The organism is Treponema rectale (assembly GCF_014202035.1).
Lineage (GTDB): Bacteria > Spirochaetota > Spirochaetia > Treponematales > Treponemataceae > Treponema_D > Treponema_D rectale.
In genome coordinates, this window is the sequence record NZ_JACHFR010000004.1 from 107,227 (window position 1) to 130,315 (window position 23,089).

General features: G+C 38.3%; 22 protein-coding genes. 8 read left to right on the top strand and 14 right to left on the bottom strand.

Annotation, left to right across the window (positions count from 1 at the left end; genetic code table 11):
• Window positions 1-27: 27 nt before the first annotated feature.
• From HNP77_RS11300 to cysK, 7 genes are all read right to left on the bottom strand, one after another.
• Window positions 28-927: a PGN_0703 family putative restriction endonuclease gene (locus HNP77_RS11300; protein ID WP_184653435.1), complete on the bottom strand. Its 900-nt coding sequence runs from the start codon at window positions 925-927 to the stop codon at window positions 28-30.
• 159 nt (window positions 928-1,086) lie between these two features.
• The gene (locus tag HNP77_RS11305; protein WP_184653437.1) at window positions 1,087-1,236 is read right to left on the bottom strand and encodes a FeoB-associated Cys-rich membrane protein; all 150 of its coding nucleotides are present in this window, start codon (window positions 1,234-1,236) and stop codon (window positions 1,087-1,089) included.
• Between the two features lie 231 nt (window positions 1,237-1,467).
• On the bottom strand, window positions 1,468-4,005 hold the full coding sequence (gene feoB / locus HNP77_RS11310) for a ferrous iron transporter B (protein WP_184653440.1): 2,538 nt from the start codon (window positions 4,003-4,005) through the stop codon (window positions 1,468-1,470).
• Window positions 4,006-4,032: 27 nt separating this feature from the next.
• Entirely contained in the window at window positions 4,033-4,254 is a 222-nt protein-coding gene (locus HNP77_RS11315) for a FeoA family protein (RefSeq protein ID WP_184653442.1), read from the bottom strand.
• Window positions 4,255-4,299: 45 nt separating this feature from the next.
• Entirely contained in the window at window positions 4,300-4,509 is a 210-nt protein-coding gene (locus HNP77_RS11320; protein WP_184653444.1) for a FeoA family protein, read from the bottom strand.
• 246 nt (window positions 4,510-4,755) lie between these two features.
• Complete coding sequence (locus HNP77_RS11325) at window positions 4,756-5,703, bottom strand: family 43 glycosylhydrolase (protein WP_184653446.1); 948 nt, start codon at window positions 5,701-5,703, stop codon at window positions 4,756-4,758.
• Window positions 5,704-5,800: 97 nt separating this feature from the next.
• Entirely contained in the window at window positions 5,801-6,742 is a 942-nt protein-coding gene (cysK, locus tag HNP77_RS11330; protein WP_184653448.1) for a cysteine synthase A, read from the bottom strand.
• A 149-nt stretch (window positions 6,743-6,891) separates the two neighbouring features.
• Here cysK and HNP77_RS11335 point away from each other — a divergent pair, with 149 nt between their 5' ends.
• Window positions 6,892-8,067: a TrkA-related ion transporter gene (locus HNP77_RS11335; protein ID WP_184653450.1), complete on the top strand. Its 1,176-nt coding sequence runs from the start codon at window positions 6,892-6,894 to the stop codon at window positions 8,065-8,067.
• A gap of 19 nt (window positions 8,068-8,086) precedes the next feature.
• A complete protein-coding gene (locus tag HNP77_RS11340) occupies window positions 8,087-8,608 on the top strand; it encodes a cyclic nucleotide-binding domain-containing protein (protein WP_184653452.1) in 522 nt (173 codons plus the stop codon).
• Here HNP77_RS11340 and HNP77_RS11345 read toward each other — a convergent pair.
• The 5 genes from HNP77_RS11345 to HNP77_RS11365 all read right to left on the bottom strand — a co-directional run bounded on the left by HNP77_RS11345 (window position 8,605) and on the right by HNP77_RS11365 (window position 13,390).
• Entirely contained in the window at window positions 8,605-9,990 is a 1,386-nt protein-coding gene (locus HNP77_RS11345; protein ID WP_184653454.1) for an MATE family efflux transporter, read from the bottom strand. The two genes, HNP77_RS11340 and HNP77_RS11345, sit on opposite strands and share 4 nt — an antisense overlap.
• Window positions 9,991-9,993: 3 nt before the next feature.
• Window positions 9,994-10,818, bottom strand: coding sequence for an oxidoreductase (locus HNP77_RS11350; RefSeq protein WP_184653456.1), 825 nt, complete (start codon window positions 10,816-10,818; stop codon window positions 9,994-9,996).
• A gap of 402 nt (window positions 10,819-11,220) precedes the next feature.
• Entirely contained in the window at window positions 11,221-12,234 is a 1,014-nt protein-coding gene (locus tag HNP77_RS11355) for a replication protein RepA (RefSeq protein ID WP_246428935.1), read from the bottom strand.
• A 14-nt stretch (window positions 12,235-12,248) separates the two neighbouring features.
• Window positions 12,249-12,641, bottom strand: a complete 393-nt coding sequence (locus HNP77_RS11360; protein ID WP_184653458.1) for a hypothetical protein — start codon at window positions 12,639-12,641, stop codon at window positions 12,249-12,251.
• Complete coding sequence (locus HNP77_RS11365) at window positions 12,641-13,390, bottom strand: ParA family protein (protein WP_184653460.1); 750 nt, start codon at window positions 13,388-13,390, stop codon at window positions 12,641-12,643. The genes HNP77_RS11360 and HNP77_RS11365 overlap by 1 nt, the downstream gene beginning before the upstream one ends.
• An 872-nt stretch (window positions 13,391-14,262) precedes the next feature.
• On the opposite strand from HNP77_RS11365, the gene HNP77_RS11370 reads away from it, so the two are divergent.
• From HNP77_RS11370 to HNP77_RS11395, 6 genes are all read left to right on the top strand, one after another.
• Window positions 14,263-16,350, top strand: a complete 2,088-nt coding sequence (locus tag HNP77_RS11370; RefSeq protein WP_184653462.1) for a sensor domain-containing diguanylate cyclase — start codon at window positions 14,263-14,265, stop codon at window positions 16,348-16,350.
• Between the two features lies 1 nt (window position 16,351).
• On the top strand, window positions 16,352-17,068 hold the full coding sequence (locus HNP77_RS11375) for a tRNA threonylcarbamoyladenosine dehydratase (protein ID WP_184653464.1): 717 nt from the start codon (window positions 16,352-16,354) through the stop codon (window positions 17,066-17,068).
• Window positions 17,069-17,137: 69 nt separating this feature from the next.
• Entirely contained in the window at window positions 17,138-17,515 is a 378-nt protein-coding gene (locus HNP77_RS11380; protein ID WP_184653466.1) for a desulfoferrodoxin family protein, read from the top strand.
• Between the two features lie 87 nt (window positions 17,516-17,602).
• Window positions 17,603-18,139 carry a rubrerythrin gene (rbr, locus tag HNP77_RS11385; RefSeq protein WP_184653469.1) on the top strand — a complete coding sequence of 179 codons (537 nt, stop codon included), beginning with the start codon at window positions 17,603-17,605 and terminating at the stop codon, window positions 18,137-18,139.
• 177 nt (window positions 18,140-18,316) lie between these two features.
• Window positions 18,317-19,162, top strand: a complete 846-nt coding sequence (locus HNP77_RS11390; protein ID WP_184653471.1) for a DUF3737 family protein — start codon at window positions 18,317-18,319, stop codon at window positions 19,160-19,162.
• A 17-nt stretch (window positions 19,163-19,179) separates the two neighbouring features.
• Window positions 19,180-19,590, top strand: coding sequence for a hypothetical protein (locus tag HNP77_RS11395; protein WP_184653473.1), 411 nt, complete (start codon window positions 19,180-19,182; stop codon window positions 19,588-19,590).
• A gap of 69 nt (window positions 19,591-19,659) precedes the next feature.
• Here the strand turns inward: HNP77_RS11395 and HNP77_RS11400 are convergent, their stop codons facing one another.
• Window positions 19,660-20,061 (bottom strand): (deoxy)nucleoside triphosphate pyrophosphohydrolase, encoded by a 402-nt coding sequence (locus tag HNP77_RS11400; RefSeq protein ID WP_184653474.1) that lies wholly within the window; start codon window positions 20,059-20,061, stop codon window positions 19,660-19,662.
• Entirely contained in the window at window positions 20,058-23,003 is a 2,946-nt protein-coding gene (locus HNP77_RS11405) for a DEAD/DEAH box helicase (RefSeq protein ID WP_184653476.1), read from the bottom strand. The genes HNP77_RS11400 and HNP77_RS11405 overlap by 4 nt, the downstream gene beginning before the upstream one ends.
• Between the last annotated feature and the right edge of the window lie 86 nt (window positions 23,004-23,089).

A 23,089-nucleotide genomic window follows, 5' to 3' on the forward strand; every position in this document is an offset into this window, starting at 1 on the left:
GGCTTTATATCAAGATACGGGATTTTTTTAAAGATACCTGTTAAGCCAGCTGCGCTTTTCTTCTGAAAATTCCATTGCCGGAAGCAGATCTTTTAATTCCACAAGACTGATAGTAAAATCTATTCCTTTTTTTTCAAATAAATTAATCACATTAAACATGCACTCTTTAAACTTAGCAAATTCCGTTTTTTCTTCAAAGAAAACATTGTCAAACTCACGACGCAGCTTTTCTTCTTCATCACCAAAAGGATTTTCCAAAGTCCAGATACAGTTTATCAGCTTAATCTTTTTTCCTTTAACCGCAAGTTCATTCTTACGAATATAATTATAAATACCAAGAGCATGATTAAACATCTGGCAGGCGTCGTACCTTACAATTCCGGAACCACGCATTCGTCTGATAGATTCCATAAAGGGAAAAGCTGAATCAGTATAAGCATAATGCTGGGCGTCTTCCAGTAAAGAAGAAAGCTCATGTGCAAAAGATGTTTTATGATACAAAGGTTCAAACAGTTTCATTTCAAAAAAGTCAATTTCTTTTTCGTTAGAAATAACTGCATCAATACGGTCCTGCTCCTTCAAACCGGGAACTGTTTCTAAAACAGCTTCATAACAGACATTATATTCACCGGCAGAAACAAAAGGATTTTCTGCAAACCTTACAGTGTCATTTCCAAAGATATTGTAAGTCATGGCTGCAGAACTTCTAAGGGAATGCATTTTTTCTAAAGCTTCTTCCCCGCCTGCATCTCTATACTGCTGACTTACCTTTTCAGACATAGGTTCATACAGATTGTCAGAAACATTTTCAAAAATAAACCTGTTTCTTGAAGCCAGTAATCCCTTAGGAGTTACCATTTTACGGCCAGAGGCGGCTTCATATTTATGTTTAAGAAGTTCGTGTATCTGAATCTGTAATTTATTCATCCCTGTCCGTCCAATTCAATACCTTATTTACTTAAATATAATATTTTTTTTTAACAATTCAAAGGGAATTTCTTAAAAACCATTTAATTTCTTAAAGTTATCTAAAAAAAATCCCTGCCCGGCCTTAACCGAACAGGGATTCATTCAAAATTCCGTCAATTATTTATGTGAACAGCTGCAGCCGCATGAACCGCAGCTTCCTCCACAATGACAGGCATTCTGACCGGAGCGCTTTTTTTTATGCATCGAAATCAGAATCGAAGCAACAAGTAAAACAAGTACCGCACTTACAAAAAATGTTCCCCACATAAAATCAAACCTCCTCAATAAAGTTTTACCAGTATGGGGCTGTCCAATAAGTATGAGTCATTGCCGTGCTCGACACCCTGTCATTGCCGCACTCGCCACCCTGTCATTGCCGCACTTGATGCGGCAATCTCATGTACACGAGGGGATTCCCGCGTCAGAGCGCGGGAATGACATTATGCTGCCCGAAAATGACAGTTTTTGAACTTATTGGTCATCCCCATCTATAATAAATTATTTTGCAGCCTTTGGAACAGGACGGAACAAAAGCCATCCGAAGCATCCGATAACAAGAACAGCAAAAATCAAACCGATTTTATCTACATCACCTGTGCAAAGACGACCAATCTGGTTAATGCAGAGAGCAACTGCGTAAGCAAAAACGCACTGATATCCGATAGCAGCCCAAGTCCACTTAATATTGTTCATTTCGCGCTTGATTGCACCGATTGCAGCAAAACATGGAGCACAAAGAAGATTGAATACAAGGAACGACATACCTTCAACTCTAGTAAATGCAGCAGCAAGATTTTTCCAGGTTTCACCGCCGTAAAGAATACCCATTGTTCCAACGATATTTTCCTTTGCAACAAGACCTGTAACAGAAGCAACTGTAGCCTGCCAGTTTCCCCATCCGAGAGGAGAGAAAATCCATGCTACTGCACTACCAATCTTAGCCAGAATACTTGAATCCATCTGTTCTTCTTCAAGCATCATGAACTTACCGTCAACCCATCCGAAGAATGAAAGGAACCAGATAACGATTGTAGAAATCAAAATGATTGTCCCGGCTTTCTTAATGAATGACCATCCGCGTTCCCACATAGAGCGGAGAACTGCACCGGCTGTAGGCATATGGTAAGCAGGAAGTTCCATTACAAACGGAGCAACTTCACCAAGGAAAGGCTTTGTTTTCTTAAGCATGATTCCGGAACAGATGATTGAAGCAATACCGATGAAGTAAGCTGAAGTTGCAATCCATGGAGAACCACCAAAAATAGCACCTGCAACCATGGCAATAAACGGAGTCTTTGCACCACAAGGAATGAATGTTGTCGTCATGATTGTCATGCGGCGGTCACGTTCATTTTCAATAGTACGGCTGGCCATAATACCAGGAATACCACATCCAGTTCCTACAAGCATAGGAATGAATGATTTTCCGGAAAGTCCGAAGCGGCGGAAAATACGGTCCATGATGAATGCAATACGTGCCATGTAACCGCAGGCTTCAAGGAATGCAAGGAAGATAAAGAGTACAAGCAACTGTGGAACGAATCCAAGAACTGCACCTACACCGGCTACAATACCGTCAAGGATAAGTCCCTTAAGCCATCCTGCAACACCGATTGCATCAAGTCCCATTTCAACATAAACAGGAACACCAGGAACCCATACACCGTAAGAAGCAGGATCAGGAGCAGCCCCTTCATATTTCTTAAATACATCAAGAGCTGCAAGATAATCTTCAACAGAAGCTTCTTCAACGCTTTCTTCCTTTGTCTCATCATCTACAAGTGTATATTTAACGACATCATCTTCCGTGAAATATGAAGCTACTTTTTCAAACTGAGGAACAAGAGCCATTCCGTCATAATCTTCTGCTTTCGGATCAAAAGCTTTACGAAGAGCTTCTGCATCAAATACTTCTGTTTCTGTTACTGCATCTGCATTTTCTTCTTCAACTTCTGCATCCTGTTCAGCAGATATTCTTGCACCTGCTTCTTCAACAAATTTTTTAAGAATTATATCAGTATCACCGTATTCTTCAGCAGCTTCTTCATAAGCACTGCCTCCGATTCCAAACAGGTGGAAACCGTCTCCAAAAAGACCGTCATTTGCCCAGTCTGTAGCAGCAGCACCGACTGTTACCATAGAAACATAATATACAAGCCACATAACTACGGCAAAGATAGGAAGAGCAAGCCAGCGGTTTGTAACTACGCGGTCAATCTTATCTGATGTAGTAAGATTAGAGCGGGCTTTTTTTGTAACGCACTTTTTAATGATGGATTCAATATACTTGTAGCGTTCAGCAGTAATGATTGATTCTGAATCATCATCAAGCTCGTCTTCGCAGGACTTAATGTCACTTTCGATGTGTGCAATTTTTTCTTCAGAAATACCAAGAGCCTTGATTACTTTTTCATCACGTTCAAAAAGCTTTACTGAATACCATCTGTGCTGCTCGGCAGGAAGATCATGAACGACAGCTTCTTCAATGTGAGCAAGAGCATGTTCAACACAACCTTCAAAGCGGTGCTTGTACATCATCGGCTTCTTTTCGTTTGCTTTAGTTACTGCAATTTCTGCAGCATCCATACAGCCTGTTCCCTTAAGGGCAGAAATTTCTACTACAGGGCAGCCAAGTTCTTCTGACATTGCATCAATATGAATTTTATCACCGTTTTTCTTAACGATATCCATCATATTAACGGCAACCACCATAGGAATGCCAAGTTCTGCAAGCTGAGTTGTAAGATAAAGATTGCGTTCAAGGTTTGTTCCGTCAACAATATTAAGGATTGCATCAGGACGTTCCTTTACAAGATATTCGCGGGATACGACTTCTTCCAATGTATATGGAGAAAGAGAATAAATACCAGGAAGGTCCATAATTACAACGTCTCCGTTGTGTCCCTTAAGCTTACCTTCCTTCTTTTCAACTGTAACTCCAGGCCAGTTTCCTACAAACTGATTTGAACCTGTAAGTGCATTAAACAAAGTTGTTTTACCGGCATTCGGATTTCCGGCTAATGCAATTTTAATCATTTTTATATTCTCCTAATAGATACCAGATCAGCAGGTTACCTGTACAAGTTCTGCATCACCCTTACGGATAGAAAGCTCATAACCTCTTACCGTAACTTCAACAGGATCACCTAAAGGTGCTACTTTGCGGACATAGATTTCTACGCCCTTTGTAATGCCCATATCCATGATACGGCGCTTTACGGCTCCTTCGCCAAGCAGTTTTTCTACTTTAACTGTCTGACCTGTTTTTACTTCTCTCAAAGTCATTTTGTATCTCCTTTTAAAACATTAACGAAACTCATCAGCCCAGAATCACACAATGATTTTCTGAGCCATTTCTTTACTGATTGCAACACGGCAGTCCTTTATCTGAACGATTACATTTCCCAAATTTTCACTGACAACGCTCACCTGTGCTCCAGCTACAAAACCGAGATTTTCAAGAAAACGACGAACTTCTTCCTTTCCGTTTATTTTTTTTACAAGAAGAGCTTCACCTGGACGAGATAAATTTAAAGGCATATCAGACTCCTAAAAATACGTTAGTTATAAGTAATAAAGCTTAGTTATGTACAACAAAAATTAGGTAACAATAACAAAACTTAGCATTAACTAACCCTTTTGATAAATTATCTATTTAGTAATAAAAAGTCAATAAGTGAGACAAAATTAAATACGTCGACGTTTTGAGGGTTTGTACTACCCCCTCAATAAAAAAAATGCCGCAGTTAACACTTAAGCAACTGCGGCTTCAATAACGTGAGGATTCTATTTTTTATAAATGACCGGTGTAAGTTCACCTGTTTCTGCATTTATTTCAAGTTCATCACAGTATTCCAGCTCAACGGAACCGTCTTCCTTAAAATTAAGAGGATACCAGGTATATGTAGATTCGTGATAATGTTCTCCGTCCCAGCGGTCTCCTACATAAACATAAGACGTTTTTTTACTGCCCTTTACCGTAAGAATGAATGCCGGCTGAGAATGATAGGTCGTATCATCACCAATTTCTTTTAAAAGCCCGAAGCCCTCTTCTACCCCTGAAGACCAGGCGTACTTTCCCTGATTAGGTGCCCAGCCCGTACAGAAGGAAGAAAAACAGTAAACCCTCTCCCCTACCCTTACAAAGGCCGGAGCTTCCCTGAATTCATTACTCCAGTATGAACCTGTCTGTTTTTCTACATTAAGGTAATCTTCCTGAAGGGAATACACATTCATGTCTGCATTTCCTCTGGCAGCAGAAGCAAAATACACTTTACCGCCGTCTTCAAAAAGAGTACAGTCCCGGGACATATTGCCGTAAGGATTAAAACTGCCGTGATAGATAAAGTCGCCGTCAGGAGTGTCACAGGTGGCAATGCAGGCTGCCGCACAGGAATAATTCTTGCCGTTTTCAAAATGAGCCCACATTACGTATTTCTTTGTTTTTTCGTTGTAGATAACTTTAGGACGTTCGATATTAACCTTTTTCCCGTCCTCATTTACGAGCATAAGATTACCGCGGATCCGTGTAACCTCAGTTTTAGAATGTACAGTAAGAATGTTGTTACAGAACTTCCAGTTTTTTAAATCTTTAGATGAATAGCATGAAACATAATTATCCTCAGTACGGTTTTCTCCATACCAGTACCAGGTGTCTTCTACTTTTAAAATCCAGCCGCCATGAGCATGCAGAACGTTTCCATTCGTGTCATGAATAATTGCACCGTTTTTCATATTGAAATTCCTCCGTTTTAGACAAGTATATTTTTTAACGGAAGAATTTCAATTATAAAACCCGTCATTACAGGAATTTTCAGTTTAATTCCCTGTCTCAGGCTTCATTACTGAACAGAGGCGTAGAAAGATAGCGGTCTCCCGAATCAGGAAGAAGTGCCACAATCGTCTTACCTTTGTTTTCCGGACGCTTAGCAAGAACCTCAGCAGCTTTAAGGGCAGCTCCCGAAGAAATTCCCACAAGAATACCCTCGCTTACCGCAAAGTTTCTTCCGTGCTCAAAAGCATCTTCATTAGAAACCGTAATGATTTCGTCATAAACTTTTGTATTCAATACCTCAGGAACAAAACCTGCACCGATTCCCTGGATTTTATGAGGACCGGAAACGCCCTGAGAAAGTACAGGACTTGATTCAGGCTCAACAGCAACCACCTTTATGGCTGGATTCTTTGACTTAAGATATTCTCCCGTACCAGTGATGGTTCCGCCGGTTCCTACTCCGGCTACAAAAATATCTATTTTTCCGTCTGTCTGTTCCCAGATTTCAGGACCCGTTGTTTCTTTATGAACGGCAGGGTTTGCAGGATTAACGAACTGTCCTAAAATTACGGCACCAGGAATTTCTTTTACCAGTTCCTCAGCCTTTGCAATGGCACCCTTCATTCCTTTTGCACCCTCAGTAAGAACAAGTTCTGCACCATAAGCTTTAAGAAGATTACGGCGTTCAACACTCATTGTTTCCGGAAGGGTAAGCACTGCACGGTAGCCTTTAAAAGCCGCAACTGCTGCTATACCAATACCTGTATTACCGGAAGTAGGCTCAACAATAACAGAACCTTTCTTAAGGAGCCCCTTCTTTTCTGCATCTTCTATCATGGCAAGGGCAATCCTGTCTTTTACACTGCCGGCCGGATTAAGATACTCCAGCTTTGCAAGAATAACCGCATCTTTTACACCGGCTTTTTCTGCATAACGGGATGCTTCAAGAACCGGAGTCTTACCGATAAGTTCTGCTGCACTCTTTTTAATACTGCTCATAGATCACCTCTCTTAAAATTTAGTTTATATTTCCTATGGAAAAACTAGGTATTTATAATTTGAATATATTCCTTTCAGCAAGAATTGTCAACACTTATTATTAAGAACTTCCCTTATCAATAACCGCATTTATGTAGTACAATTAAAATATGAAAAAAGACCATAAATCCAGAAAACAGCACTTCCTTAAAGAACTGAAGTACATTTTTCTGAATCCTTTTACCTGGGCCTGGCTTCTTATTGCATTTATACTTGTGATAATCACTGCAATAAACCGCTTTACAGAAACAGATGCCGGCATACTTTCCTGGTGGGATTCAATATGGTTCAGTCTGGTTACGATAGCTGCAGGATATTATGAATACTCCCCTGCTACAGTTCCCGGAAGAATCGCAAGTTTTCTTCTGCTTATATTCGGAATGCTGGTTCTTTCTGCCATTACCGGTAGAATCGCATCTTACTTTCTTGACATTCAGCTTAAAAAAGAAAAAGGACTTTTGAGGTTAAAAAACATGAAGGGACATTTTATTATCTGCGGCTGGAGAGCTGGCTTTGACAAAATTCTTGACTACGTTCTGATTTCAAATCCGGACATAACTACAGACATGATTGTCCTGATAAACGAAGCTACAGGGGATCAGATAGATACAATCCTCAGCCAGAACCGGTTTAAGGGAATTCACTTTGTTGGCGGAGACTTTTCTGATGAAGCTGTCCTTAACCGTGCCCAGGTAGAAAAAGCAGAAAGGGCTCTTATCATCAGCGACCAGTCAAAAAAATACTCTCAGCTGGAAATTGACTCCCGCACCGTTCTTGCCGTACTTACGATAAAAAACATAAATCCTGAAATTTATATTGCTGCAGAACTTACTGATTCAAAGTTCCAGAATCACCTGCACATGGCCCACTGCGACGAAATAATCCTTACTTCTGACTATGAATACAGCCTTCTTGCCACAGCTTCTTCAGGAATGGGATATTCCAACGTTATAAGTGCCCTTATAAGCAAAGATGCAGACACAGGCATTATCGTAGACAATATTGAGCCTTCCTTTATCGGAAAAACTTACAAAGACCTGAAAAACACCTTCACAGACTCAAAGGAAGTACTTGTAGGGCTCCTTCTTAACACCGGTAACTTTCACCAGAGAAGAAAAGACGCCCTTAGGGAAGCTCAGAAAAACCCGGACATAAAGAAAGTCATAGATGAACTTAAAAAAGTAAAGTCAATAAAAAGCAACTCGCCTCTCCTGACACCGGACGACAATTTCATTATTCCGCCGTTTACAAAAGCAATTTTTGTTCGTGGAAATACAGAAGACTAAAAAAAACGGAGTGATTATCATGCAGAAACTTGCAAGTTTTGAAGAAGTGCTTCCTAAACTCTTAAATATTGAACTTTTCTCTGATTTTAATAAAAACAGCGAGCGGGACAGAAAAATAATGCAGCTCGTATACGAAAATCTCCGGCTGAAGGAATTCGGTGCAGGAGACATCATAATAAAGGAAGGCTCTAAAGGAGACCTTTTCTACATACTTTATTCAGGCTCCGTTCAGGTTCTTCAAAGTACTTTTGAAGGAGACCAGATAGCACTTGCAAACCTCAATTCCTCAATGAACGTATTCTTCGGAGAATCTGCACTTATCAGCGATGACGTACGCACTGCAACCATAGCAGCAACAACCGCCTGCAGGACAATTACGCTGTCAAAAAAAGCCTTTACAGCCATCTGTGAAGAAGAACCGCTGTTCGGATACAGAGTACTCCTTCACCTTTCTCAAAGAATGCTTTCTACAATAAGAAGCGGAAACATCGACAAGGCTACACTGTATGAAGCCCTGTACAATGAAATAGCAAACGCCTAAAGAACAGTTTCTGCCTTCTGCCATTTTCTGTCTGTAAACTCAAGAAAAATCATCAGAACGGAGACAGCGAACGCCATAAAGTCAGCAATCAGGCCGGCATAAAGAAGTCCGTTTATTCCCATAAAAAGAGGAAGAATTATAAGCAGCGGCAAAAGGAACAGTATCTGCCTTGTAAGAGAAAGAAAGAGTCCCTTTTTAGGTTTACCGATTGCACTGAAAAACGTACTGGTTAAAGGCTGAACGTTATTTATGAACGTACAGAACAGAAATATCCTTATATAACGTACGGCAAAATCCACATAAACCGGAGAACCTTTGCCAAAAACAGATATTATCTGCTCTGGGAACAGCTGCAGAAGAATAAAAGTCACTATACTTACGGCAGAACCTGCATTTCTGGTTACGCTGAATGCCTTTCTTACCCTGTTAAAATCCCCTGCCCCATAATTAAAAGAAACCACCGGCTGCATTGCATGAGTAAGGCCGATACATACGGAAAAATAAAGCATTGCTATCTTTGTAGCGATTCCTACAACGGCAATCGGTATTTCATTTCCGTAAACAGACAGGGCACCATAATGCCTGAAGGAATTATTTGACACAATCTGAACTATCATCATGGCTACCTGATTAAAACCCTGACTCATTCCCAGATTTGCAATACGGAGAACAGGTCCGATACGAGGCATAAAGTCTGCAATGGTAAGCTTTACCGTCCTGAAATGAGCAAGATGATAAACAACTATTGCTGCTCCCAGAAACTGACCTATAACAGTAGCAGCTGCAGCCCCTTTCATTCCCCAGCCGAAACCTATGACAAAAAGGGCATCCAGTACAGTATTCGCAACTGCTCCTGTAAGGTTACAGATCATTGCAACGCCAGGTTTTCCGTCTCCGCGAATCAAGTGACCGCCGCAGACAGAAAGTATCAGGAATGGAAATCCAAGTACAACAATACGCGTATAATCAACTGCAAAAGGAAGGATTCCCCTGGTTGAACCAAAAAACACAAGGAGAGGCTTAAGAAAAACCGATGACAGTACGGCAAGGACAATACCGGTAAGCACACCCCAGGAAACAGAATTTCCCGCAGCTTTTACGGCAGCTTCTTTATTCCCGGCCCCCATTGAAAGGTTAAAGGCAGCGGCTCCGCCTATTCCGTACAGAAGGGAAAAAGCCATGCACATGGTCATCATAGGAAACGCAATGTTTGTAGCGGCATTTCCCAGTTCACCAACATAATGTCCGATAAATATCTGATCTACGATATTGTAAAGTCCGGAAACCAGCATGGCAATTATCGAAGGAACGGAAAACCTGAATATAAGGCTTCCGATACCTTCTGAGGCCAGCGGATTTACTCTTTCTATATTTTTATTCATCTTCTAAATTCCAAAAAACTTTCTGCAGAAAAAGTCATACAGTTTTGCAGGAAGAAATCTCGTAATAAAAATAAGAGCCTTTGCACCCCTTCCAGGAGAGTACCTTAAAGCCGGATGTTTTTTACATGCAGCCTTCACAATACATCTGGCAACTGCAGACGGAGCAGAAATCTTACCCTTACCGCGATAATTAACTTCATAAAACGAAGCTATTTTTTCTGCCTGAGCTGAATAAACTCCGCTTCCAGAAACCTGACGAATAGAATCAGCTGCTATATTCCCCCAGGAAGTCCGTATAAGCCCCGGTTCAACCAGAATGACCTTTATTCCGAAATCTGCTGTTTCTAACCTCAGGGAATCACTGAGAGCCTCTACAGAATATTTTGCCGCGTGATACCAGCCTAAAAACGGCGAAGAAAACCTTCCGGCAACAGAAGAAATATTTATTATCCTTCCGCTTTTCTGAGTCCTCATTACAGGAAGAATTTTCTTTATCATAAGAATCAGGGCAAAAACATTAACTTCAAACTGCCTTCTGGCATCTTCCAGAGGAACTTCTTCCAGAGAACCTCCGGCAGCATAACCGGCATTGTTTACAAGAACATCTACCCTACCCTGCTCTTTTATTACTTTATTTACACATTCATCAACAGATTTTTCGTCAGTCAGATCCAGATAAACTGCATGACCGCCTTTTTTTACGAGTTCCTCCATCTTATCCAGATGACGGGCAGCACCATATACTTCATATCCTTTTTCAATAAACCGAAGGCAGGCTTCTAAACCTATTCCTCCTGATGCACCCGTAACAAGAACTACCCTTTTCATAAAAAATCCCCCCGCATGAATTAGGTAACAGTTTTGATAGCACTCTTAATAACACATATAGCGTAAATAAAGGCCCTTTTATCCCTGATACACCATAGGTAACAACTTTGATAACATTCCCCAGGGTAACAGTCTTGATAGCATTATCCACACTTTCCTGTGGAATTCCGCCTTTTTTAGTAACAGTTTTGATATAATTCCGCTTTTTTATTAATTCCTTATATTATATAGATTTAACAGAAAGCTGATTTTTTCTGGTAACAGTTTTGATTTTAAACAGTCACACTTTTGAAAACTTTACTATTATATCTAATAATTAACTAATAAATTTAAGAACTAATAATAAACAGCAAAAATATGTGGAAAACCTCCCTTTTTGTTATCAATTCTGTTACCTTTCTTCTATATATTTGCAGTTATCAATGCATATCTTGTATCATCTTTTAATACAGGTGTAGGACTTTTATAAAGCATAACTCCTGTACCGTCTGATTTTATGTCAAATTTAACTTCCGGATAATATTTTTCCTTAATTAATTTTAATTCATCAATAAGACGACTGTAATTAACACTTTCCTGACTTCGATTTGCATTTTCTTCTACAGGCATAAACTGCTCAACCAGATTTTTACGCGGAATAAAAACAGGTTTATTCTGTTCAATTCCATTATTCCTGTAAACCAGCCATGCATATAAATCCTTGCCTGAAGCACTGGAAATTTCTTTATATACCGTATAATCAATAGGAACGGCATGTCTCTGACAAAAACCGGCAAATTCTGCAGAAAGAATAATCTTAAACCTTCCGAATTTTACGTCCTGACCGTCATCGATTTCCTGATACTGTACCCCTTCTGTAAAGCGGATGTTTCCTGTTGAACGGGTTGTTACAATGACATCTTTTTTAGGATAATTGCCGTTTTCGTACATGTCAGCAAACAGATAACCTGCTTTCGATTCTGTTACCTTCTGTTCAAAAGCAAAGGCTGCGTTACTGAAACATTCCAGCTGTTCCCTGATATCCTTGCCCCTCTGTTTTGGAAGCTGCATTTCTTTAAGAAGTTCTGCAAGAGTTGAATATTCTATAAAAACTGCTTCATTTTTAGCCCTGCTTAAAACTGCATGAGTTGTAAGTACGCTTAAAAGGAGTCTGCCGTATTTTCCAAAAGGAACGTTTTTTGGAGATGTAAGGGTAAGCGTAATACCGTTGCTGCCTTTTCTGACAAATACCTGCTTGTTTACATTTCTGAACGGAAGTGATGCCGTCGTAAAGAAACTTGGTATGTATCCGAGAACTTTTGTTTTTTCTCTGGTTGCTTCCAGGGCAAACATGGCATCAAATGTCTGTTCGATGGTAATAACTTCTGTGTCAGCCGTGTTTTCTTTTTCTGTTTCAGCTGATATCTCAGTTTTCATTAAATCCCCTTGAATCAGCCTTTGCGGATAAGTTCACCGTTTGAAGTGATGTACGCTTTGCCGAGTTCTATATCCTGCCGTAAATAAGTCATGGCAGCCCTGTATGCCGTAGCCAGTGAAAATCCGTTTGAACAGAACATTTTTCTGAGTTCATTGCGTTCGTCATCTGTTACGTGAATACCTATAAGCACGTCCTTGCGTTTTTTTGTCGCAGTATCGGCTTTTGCTTCCTGTTTAGGCTCTTCTGCCATTTTTACAGGCTTTTCAGGTTCTGCGGGAATCTGAGGGGTAACAGTTTTGATATCATTTACAGCAGGCATAAGAACCTGCATGGATTCTTTTACTTCTGTATTGACTTTCTGCTGCATCATTTCAGCAAAGGTCGGATTTTTTGCGTGTACAGCCATTAAAGTAACCTCTCTACAAGATCTGATATTGCTGTCAGGGTTTCTGGTTTTGTTGAAACAATTTTGTCGTAAATTGTCGTGTGAATACTCTGGCTTTTTGAGAAGGCCGGATCTGTGGGAATTATGATAAATTCAAAGACATTTGATGAATTGATGGCGTTGAAGGCATCAAGATAGGCACTCTGAGTCTTAAGGCGCTTATCCTGCTGATTTAAAACTATTTTTTTGAATACCGGTTTTACGCCATACTGGGCTTCTACCGGGGCAAGATTCTGTGTAAAAATCTGCCATCCGTCTTTTGAAAATTCGTCCAGCTTCAGGACAGGAACTACTTCATTGCAGCCTATGAATATGGATTTCTCAAATTCATCAAAGGCCGGTGAAGTATCAAAGATGCAGTAGTCAAAATGCTGTTCAAGTTCAGGAAGTATTTTCTTCTGAAAAATAAACGGATAGTGTTCATTTTTAGCAAACTGCTTAAGAGAACCGCCTACTCCGAATGTTGGAATTACAAAAAGGTTTTCTACATCAGACTGATAGACACATTCAAGAACTGGTATCTTTCCGTAGAGAATGTCTGCAAGTTCATGATCAAAGTCGTTAAGAAGCCATGAGCTTGAATTGCCCTGAGGGTCGCAGTCAATGTACACTACCCTCTTACCTCTGTTTGCCAGGTTTACTGCAACAGAAACGCTGATACTGGTTTTTCCGGTACCGCCCTTCTGAAGTGCGAATGCATAAGATTTCATCTTGTCCCTCCCAAGACCCTTATAAATATTAAACCGGTTAATCCTTAAATGTCAAGTTACATTTTAAATCGTAATTAAACGGTTTAATTTGTGTTAAATATATATTTACTGTATTGTTAATCGTTTAATCATTTAACGATTAAATAGTATAATTTGCGTTTAATATGTGTTAACTAAATGTTAAATGATTAAATCGTTAAAACGTTCAGAAATTGCACCTTCGAGGATTGATTTAGAGCGGTTATTTTTAAAAGTTTGAGATAGTTATCGATTAAAAAAGAGGTGCTCTCAAAACCCGTTCTCGTGCGTCTGAGAGGATTTTTGAATTTTTCAAATTTTTAAGGATGGGGCAGGGACAGGCGGTGATAAACATTGTGTCTTTTTTTTGTTAACCCCTGGTCTTTTTATGTATTAAATAATTCTTAAAGAATTCTTTAATATTTTATTATGTTTAGTTTATATTTAATTAAACAGTTAAACAACAATTAAATCCTTTAATCATTTAATGATTCATAGACTGAAAATTGCAGGTAACAGTTTTGATATCATATGGTTCGTCTGGCAGTGAGTTATCAAAACTGTTACCTGTGTGATAAAGATTGAAAATTCTTTGTTTCCGCCCTGGGGTTGCAGCATTTGTAATACAGAAGCAGGGTAGGGGAGGTGCCGGTATTGTGAGGTAACAGTTTTGATAACAGAAAGAAGCGGCCTGTTAGCGTTATCAAAACTGTTACCTGTTAAAATTATACTGTTATCAAAAGTGTTACTCATTAGAAATGTAAAATTTTCTATTAAAATGAAAAATTTATTAGAAAAATCTTTGTTTTTGAAAAAAAAACATGATATCCTTTAATTGTAAGGAATTTAGAATATTGAAGAATTCAACAGGTATGGATGAACACCTGAAGGTTCTGTTTAAAACTTTCAGATCCGCATATCTTGTAAGTTTCTCAGATGACAGCATAGTCCCAATTGCTTTGAATGATGATGTAGCTTCTTTTGTCTTTCCTGATTATGATCAAAGTCGTGATTATAGGGAACGGGGACTTTTATATTCTAAAAAATTTATTGCTGCAGTAGATCGTGATGACTTCATGGATAATATGGCTCTTCAAAATATAAAAAAGAATCTTTTATCCGGAGCAGGATTTTCTTATCGTTTTCAGAGTATTAATCTGCGGAATAAAATAGAAGATCTGGAAGCAACTGCTCAGCTTTATGATGAGAATAGTTTCGTTCTTGCGTTCCGTCCTGTTAAGCGAAGGGTTGATAATATAGAAGCTTCTGTATTCAGGGTTATATATGAAACTCTTGGCGGCGGAATTTTCAGTATCGATTTAACTTCAGACGGAAAAGTTGCCCGCTGTCTCTGGAGTGCTGCATTCAGAAAACTTCTCGGTTATTCCAATGAAGAAGAGTTCAGTAATGAAGTAAGGACTTTTTTGCATTGCATATATATAGAAGACCGTCTTCCGTTTATTCGTGAATTAAAATCCAGTTTTAAGAAAAGAAATTCCGTTGTTGATTTTAAATTCCGTGCATTTATGAAAAATGGTTCCGTACGCTGGTTCCGTATTGCAGGAACTACAACCTTTTCTGCAGAAGGTAAGCCTGAACACTTTTTTGCTTCCATGGTTAATATTGAGCTTGAAGTAGTGGATAAAGGTGAAATTGCCCGTATTCATGATGAACAGGCTAAGGATTTTTCTATTCTTGGTTCAATTTCGGCTGTTTATAATTCAATGCATCTGGTTGATCTTGAAGATGATTTTGTAATTGAGTACAGTTCCAATGAATATATCCGCAGGTTTGTAAAATATAATGACAATGCTTCTGTTCAGATGAAAGAGGTTATGTGTCATACCATAGCAGAAGATTCGCTTCCGGGCGTTCTTGAATTTACAGACCTAAAAACTCTTCCAAGGCGAATGAGGGGTAAGAACTATATATCTCATGATATGGTTTCAAAGCATAGCGGCTGGCTTAGAGCTGCATTTATTCTTGTAGAAAAAAATGCAGCAGGCGAACCTGTAAAAGTTCTTTTTACCACACAGAAAATTCAGGAAGAAAAAGAAAAGGAACGTGCCCTTATTCTTCAGTCTAATACGGACGAACTTACCAGATTTTTAAACCGGCATGCCTTTGTGGAAGATGCTGAGGAATATAATGAGTATCTGCGTAATAAGATGGGCCTTGCCGTTATAATGATGGACCTTAACGGTCTTAAGCAGGTAAATGATACTTATGGGCATGAAGATGGAGATAAATATATTAAAGCTGCTGCTGACTGCATGAAAGACAGTTTTGGTTCGTACGGACATTTATATAGAATTGGCGGAGATGAATTCTGTGCAGTTATTTTTTCACCGAATGATTTTTTTGATGATATAAAAAAAGATTTTGAAGAAAGGCTTTTTGAAAAGAAAATTGAGAAGGGAATAAAAGTTACAGTTTCCTGCGGTTATGTCCGCCAGTCGGAATATCCGGAGTTTATGTTCAATCAGCTTCTTCAGGTTGCTGATGAAAGAATGTATAAGGCAAAAGCTGATTATTATTCAAAAAGCGGCACTGACAGGCGCGGCTTACAGGATGCTTTTGATGTTTTGCGGGATTCATACATAAGTATATATAAAATCAATATGACGGATGATACTTACTCTGTAATAAGTAAAACTTCTGAAGATTCTGAGATATCTGGAAGTCATGAAGGATTTTTTAGGAAGTTTGATCGTTGTGTAGAAGTTGGTGACGTTCATCCTGATGATGCGGAAGAATATCTTGCACGGACAAAGCCTGATTATTTAAAATCATATTTCAAAAGTAAAAATACTATATACTGCCACTATTATAGAAGAAAAATTAACGGAAGCTATAAACGTGCCATGATGGAGATTGTTCCTGCAAAAGAATATTCTCAGGATAATCAGGTCTGCTTCCTGTTTGTAAAGGATATTGAATAGAATGCCGGATCAGTTTTCGAGGACAAGACTCATTTTTGGTGATGAAAGTATGAAAAAACTTTCTGAAAGTCATGTCATTGTTTTTGGGGTAGGGGGAGTCGGAAGCTATGCCGTTGAAGCTTTGGTCCGCTCCGGTATCGGGTCTATTGATCTTGTAGATAATGATGAGTTTTCTCTTACAAATCTGAACCGTCAGCTTTATGCCCTTCATTCAACTTTGGGAAAGTATAAGGTTGATGTTGCAGCTGAACGGATAAAAGATATAAATCCTGAGTGCAATGTAAAGACTTTCAGAACTTTTTTTACTCCGGAAACTTCAGGAGAGTTTGATTTTACGTCTTATGATTATGTAGTTGACTGCATTGATACTGTTAAAGGTAAGGTGGAACTGATTCTTAAAGCAAAGGAAGCCGGTGTTCCTGTAATAAGTTCTATGGGTGCAGGAAACAAAATTGATCCTCTTCAATTTAAAGTTGCAGATATTTATAAAACTTCTGTGTGTCCTTTAGCCCGTGCCGTAAGGGGAGAATTAAAGAAACGCGGAATAAAGCAGGTAAAATGTGTTTTTTCTACAGAGCCGGCTTTAAAAATTCAGCCTGGTCCTGATGCAGAAATGAAGGGAAATGGAATAGCTCCGGGAAGCAATGCATTTGTTCCGTCTGTGTGCGGTCTGATTATTGCCGGTGAAGTCATAAAGGATATTTCCGAAAAAAAATAGCTATGGCGAACTGATTTTAGTATGTTATAATCGGTTGAATTGTGTAAGATTTTGTAAGGAGAATGAATTATGGAGATGAAATTCTTTAAGTGCACTAAGTGCGGAAAAGTTATGGCTCTTCTTGTTGAGTCATCATGTCCTACAATGTGCTGCGGAGAAGCAATGGTTGAGCTTCATGCAGGAACTACAGATGCTGCTGTAGAAAAACATGTTCCTGTAATTACGACAAAGGACCGTCTTGTAGAAGTTACGGTTGGTTCAGTTGAACATCCTATGGAAGAAAAGCACTTTATTGAATGGATTGCCCTTCAGAGCGAACAGGGCGTTCATATTAAGAAACTGTCTCCTGGACAACCTCCGAAAGCTTCATTCTCTGTTGTTGACGGAAATCAGGTTCATGGAGCATATGCTTATTGTAATCTTCATGGTTTGTGGTCTTCAAAATAGAAGGTAAAATGTGTTGTAATTTGAATTATGGTTTGATAAAATTAAATCATATTCAATTTAATTAAAAACTTGTGTAAGGAGAAAAAAATGGGAAAGTACGAAGGTACACAGACAGAAAAGAATTTGCTTGCAGCATTTGCAGGAGAAAGCCAGGCTCGCAATAAGTATACTTATTTTGCATCAAAGGCAAAAAAAGAAGGTTTTGAACAGATTGCTGCATTATTCCTTAAGACTGCAGATAACGAAAAAGAACATGCAAAAATGTGGTTTAAGGAACTTGACGGAATCGGAACAACTGCAGAAAACCTTAAGGCTGCTGCTGATGGTGAAAACTTTGAATGGACTGACATGTACGAAGACTTTGCAAAGACTGCAGAAGCTGAAGGATTTAAAGCTCTTGCTGCAAAATTCCGTGCTGTAGCTGCAATTGAAAAACATCATGAAGAGCGTTACCGTGCACTTCTTAAGAATGTAGAAATGCAGCAGGTATTTGAAAAGAGCGAAGTTAAGGTATGGGAATGCCGTAACTGCGGACACATCGTTGTAGGAACAAAAGCTCCGGAAGTTTGTCCTGTATGTGCACATCCAAAGAGTTATTTTGAAATCAATGCAGAAAATTACTAAGGAATTGCCTGATTTAAGGTAATTGAAAGTAAAACCGTAAATCTCTGAGTATAATCGGGGGTTTGCGGTTTTTTTGTGAAAATGTAAAAAAATAAAATAAATTGTATACAATTTGAAAAAAATTAAGTATATTGTTTTAGGTACGATATCGTTAAAAGCATTTTATACGGAGTTTTTATGGTTTACGAAAACAATACTTATGATGAAGAAAGGGCTCTTTATGGGGTTACAGACGCACAGGTAAAGAATTGCCGCTTTGACGGACCTGCTGACGGAGAATCTGCCCTTAAAGAATCAAAAAGAATAGAAGTTTCTGACTGTTTTATGAATTTAAGATATCCTTTCTGGCATGTTACTGACGGAAAAATAACGGGTTGTGAACTTACTGATAAATGCAGGGCTGCCTTATGGTATGACAAAAATATTCTGATAGAAAACTGCCGCTTAAATGGAATAAAAGCTCTTAGGGAATGTGAGGGAATTACTTTAAAAAACAGTACGGTTAATTCCCCGGAATTTATATGGAAGGTAAAGGATCTTAATATAGAAGATGTTGAAATCGAAGGTTCAGAATATCCTTTTTTTGAAGTAAAAAATGCAAAAATTCAGCGTCTTAAAATGAAAGGCAAGTATTCATTTCAGTATGATGAGAACATTGAAATTTCTGACTGTGAGTTTGATACAAAAGATGCCTTCTGGCATTCAAAGAACATGACCATCAGAGATTCTGTAATAAAAGGTGAGTATCTTGCATGGTATTCTGAAAACTTAAAATTCGTTAACTGCCGCATAATCGGAACTCAGCCTTTCTGTTACTGTAAGAATCTTGTTCTTGAAAATTGTGTCATGGAGAATTGTGACCTTTCTTTTGAAAACTCTACTGTAAATGCTGTTATAAACGGACGCATAGACAGTGTAAAGAATCCTCTTTCCGGAAAAATCATTGCTGATGAAATTGGAGAAATTATTCGGGATGAACATCTTGCAGCTGATGCAGATTGTATTGTTGAAATTAGAAAATAAAAACCGGAGGTTATTTAATGGAAGTTTCTCAGGTTAATGCAGCACTTGGCACCGTAAACACTCTTATTCCACTGGTAGAAACTGCTGAGTCTCAGTTTAAGAGTGCCCGTAACTGGAGTTTTTTTGATGTTTTAGGCGGCGGATTTTTTTCTGACCTTATAAAACATTATAAACTTGGAAAGGCAAGTGACTCCATGAGGGAAATTGATTCACTTTTGCATACTCTGGCTGCTCAGCTTGGGAACATTAATATTCCGGCAGATTACAGAATGCAGATGAACGGCTTTGTGACTTTTGCAGATTTTATGTTTGATGGCTTTCTGGTAGATGCATATATGGCACATAAAATCATGTCCAGTCTGGAGCAGGTAAGGCAGCTTAAGGATAAACTTTATGTTCTGCGTGAACGCCTTCAGGGAATGAGATAAAAAGTCGTTACTGGTTGTGAGCTGGCGAAATACGGTGAATCATAAAAGCGGGCAAGGAGAATCCTGTTTTTATAGAAGTTTTTCTACTTTTTCTAAAATCGCAATGTCTGCCGGCAGCCAGTTTACGGAGCGTAAAGATTCAGCTGCAAGCCATGTGGCGTTTTCGTGCTCCAGAAGTTCCAGCTTTCCGCTTATGACACTGCACTCATAGCAGCGCATAGAAAGATGAAAAGCAGGGTAGTCGTATTCGATTGTATCGATGTAATTGCCCACGCTGATTTCTGTGGCAAGCTCTTCTTTTATTTCTCGTGCAAGGGCAGTCTCTGGGCTTTCACCTTCTTCGATTTTTCCGCCTGGAAATTCCCACCAGTCTTTATATTCGCCGTAACCGCGCTGGGTGGCAAAAACTTGTTTTGTGTTGTCGCTGTCTGTGCGGATTATTACGGCAGCTACTACGTTTATGGTTTTCATGCTGAGAGTCCTTCCAGATAATTATACATATTTTGTGTAACAGGAGTTTCCATGTCAAACTGAATGTTTACAACAGATTCTCCTGATTCCATTTGCGTTTGTTCGGCAGATTCTTTTACAGTTTTCATATTTCCCATGTAGTAAAAATCTGTGCCTTCGTTATCATCTTTTTTTACAAAAAGCATGATTTGAATATGATTGTCTGCCTGATTCAGTATACTTGAAACATCTGGCGAAGTTAAAGAGCGTTTACTTTTGCTCATCCAGTTGAAGCGGGTATTATCAATAAAGAAATCCTTATACTTTATTGAATCAGAAATTTCATCTGACTTTTCATAAGTGACAAAAACCGGGCAATGGAATTCATCATCAGTTTTTTTTGTCATATAACCACCCACATTTTGAGGATTCTCATCTTTTGCCCAATTTAAGATTTTGAAAACATCTTTTCTTGAGTATTTACGGTATAAAACAAGGTTGTGATTTTCAAAATGTTCATTCTGCTTCAGTTTTGCTTTAGTAAGACCATACTGTATGCAGTCTTCAAGTTCAGTTTTATAGTTTTGATTATTAAGTAATGATTCAAATTGCTTAGTTCTGCTTAAAAGCTCTTTTTCTTCATCAAAAATAACATAAGAAATTTCACCATATTTGTTTCTGTCACTGTCCCGGTAAAAATCAAGAGAAAGATTTCTTGTCATTCCTTTGATGTCTTTTAAGTTGAATTTTATACAATAATTTTCTAGTTCGGACTTAAAATTTTCAAGAGAAATTTCTTTTTTGTTTAACAATCGATTTAAAATTAACAGTTCATGAACTCTGATTCCATGAGCAAATTCATTGGAAACAAATTGAAGGGATTTTCTTTCTTTTTCATTCAGTTCAAAAGAATTCTCTTTTAGTTTTGATTTAAACTCAAAGTAGCTTCCTGAATAATCAATAAATAAAAGCGGGTCAATAAAACCATTAGTAACAAAATCCATCATGGCGGGAACTTTTGCCAGGCGTAGTTTTAGTTTATTGTATTCTTCTTTTAAAAGCTTTAATTGCTTAAAGGAAGTCTGACTTATAGAATCAAAGATTTTTTGTTTTGCAATTTCATTTATTTGAATTGTAGAAGTCCCCGGAATGCAGCTGGAACCGGCAGAAAGAGCTCTGCGCAAATTGTCTTTGTTATAAGAATTATCGCCAAAAAGTGTAATTGGAATAAAAAAGTTGTTTTCGTAATTTCCAATAAAATCTATAACACTTACATAGCTTTTGGATTTGTCTTTTCGTAACCCACGTCCAAGCTGCTGGACAAAAATAATTGCAGACTGAGTAGGGCGGAGCATTACAACTTGATTTACGCAGGGAATATCAACGCCCTCATTAAAGATATCTACACTGATAATATACTGAAGCGGATCATCATCATTTTCTAAGCGTTGAATTGTTTTTTCTCTTTCTGAATCAGAATTAGCACCAGTCAAACAGGTTGTAAAAAATCCGTCGTTATTTAGTGCACGTGAAAGTTCATTAGCTTCTTCAATTCGGCTGCAGAAAATCAGACCTTTTACCGGAATGTCATTGGATTTATAGCGTTTAATTGCGTGTTCAATGTGATGTATTCTTTCTGAACTTACAAGTTTTGAAAAATCACTTTTATCATCAATTAATTCTCCATTTATAGTCAAATCACTTAATCCGTAGTAATGAAAAGGGCAGAGGAGATTTTCTTCCAGGGCTTTTTGTAAACGGATTTCATAGGGAATATTGTTGTTAAAAAGAGAGAATATATCAAATCCATCAGTTCGTTCTGGAGTTGCTGTAAGTCCGAGTAAAAAATTGGGTGTAAAGTAATCAATTATCTTTTTGTAACTTGAAGCACCTGCATGGTGAACTTCGTCAATAATGATATAATCAAAGTGGTCCTTTTTGAACTGAAATAAGATTTCATCTTTTGCAAGAGTAAAAACAGATGCAAACAAATAATCCGCATTTAAATCTTTCTGATTACCATTTAGAAATCCTGTATTGATATTTCCCATAAGAGTTTTAAAACTCTGCTCGCTTTTGTTAAGAATCATATCACGATGAGCCACATATAAAACACGTTTTGGCTTAACTTGTTTTACATCAAATATAGAAAGATAGGTTTTACCAGTTCCTGTGGCAGCAATCAGTAAAGCTCTGCGCTCTCCTTTTTCACGTAATTGTGCGAGGGAAACCATAGCTTCTTCCTGCATGGAATTGGGAACAATCTCTTCATCATCTTTCGAATCATTTAATTCTTCTGGATTTTGAAACTGATATTCTGCTTCAAATTCTTTATCAGCTGTTTTTACAGGTTTGATTGAAAAACGATTCTGAATATATATTTTTTTATAGCCAGATATCCATTCTTCAGTTACCAGGGTTGCATTATTCCAGATGCGTTCAAATTCTTCTCTTACAGAAAAAACAATCTGTCCGTCTGTCAGCGAAAGAAATTTTAAGCTCCATTCCTGATTCTGACTTAAGGCACTGGCTGTTAAATTTGCGCTTCCGATAATTACAGAATAATAATTACTTTGCTTGAAGATATAGCCTTTTGGATGAAACCCACCTTGTGTGTATACGCGGACTTCAATATTTGAAAACTCTAATAATTTAGAAAGTGCACCCGGAGAAGTAAAATTTAAGTAATTTGTAGTAAGAATCCGTCCCTTGATATTGTGCTTTTCCAGATATTCAAGTTTTTCAAGAATTGAAGCAAGCCCCGTGTCATTTATAAAAGCAACGGAAAAATCAAAAGTCTCGCATGTTGAAAGTTCTTCTGTTAGAGCCGAAAGAATTCTTTTGTCTTTCTGCTGGTCATTTACAAGCAGGGAAGGCATAAGGTAGTTGTCAGAAACAATTTTACTTGATATAAATCCCCGCCTGAGGCTGTTAAGTAAGCGTTCACTTTTTATTGATTCCATTATTGTGCTCTCTGCTTATGCGTTGAAAGTGTGATAGAAAAAACCGACGTTTTTGGTGATGCTTTCTTTCTTGTTCATATCTTTAC